1 protein-coding gene and 1 pseudogene are annotated in these 637 nt (G+C 67.5%); both read left to right on the top strand.

All coding sequences use genetic code 11. The annotated features are described in order from the left end of the window. Window positions 1-283 (top strand): glycine cleavage T C-terminal barrel domain-containing protein (locus tag E8F06_RS00085; RefSeq protein ID WP_280362970.1); only part of this gene is annotated, 283 nt, incomplete at its 5' end. A 45-nt stretch (window positions 284-328) separates the two neighbouring features. Beyond that, window positions 329-637, top strand: a pseudogene (locus tag E8F06_RS00080) (lipoyl synthase); the annotation flags it as partial.

Genomic DNA, 637 nt, shown 5'->3' with positions numbered 1-637 from the left:
CCAGCAGCGCGACGGCGTGCCGAGCAAGCGTGTCGGCCTGCTGCCACTGGAGCGTGTGCCGGTGCGCGAAGGCGCCGAGATCGTCGATGCCGAGGGCACGGTGATCGGCCGCGTCACCAGCGGCGGCTTCGGCCCGAGCCTCGGTGCCCCGGTGGCCATGGGCTACGTGAGCGCCAGCCACGCCGCGCTGGACAGCGAAGTCTGGGCCCTGGTGCGCGGCAAGCGCGTGGCGATGAAAGTGGCCAAGACCCCCTTCGTGCCGCAGCGCTACTACCGCGGCTGAGAGCTGTTGCTCCTACGAAAAACGCCGAGCCTTCGGAGCAAGAACATGACCGAAACCCAGATCACCCCGCGTCCGCAACCTTTGCAGGCCGGCGTAAAACTGCGCGGCGCCGAGAAGGTCGCGCGCATTCCCGTGAAGATCATTCCCACCGAGGACGTGCCGCGCAAACCGGACTGGATCCGCGTCCCCATCGCCACCTCGCCGGAGGTGGCCCGAATCAAGCAACTGCTGCGCAAGCACAAGCTGCACAGCGTCTGCGAGGAGGCCTCCTGCCCGAACCTGGGCGAGTGTTTCTCCGGCGGTACCGCCACCTTCATGATCATGGGTGACATCTGCACCCGTCGCTGCCCCTTC

It is taken from the genome of Pseudomonas sp. BN411 (assembly GCF_029871235.1).
GTDB lineage: Bacteria > Pseudomonadota > Gammaproteobacteria > Pseudomonadales > Pseudomonadaceae > Metapseudomonas.
Note: the sequence above shows the minus strand (reverse complement) of the source record. Positions and strands in the feature narration are given on the sequence as shown.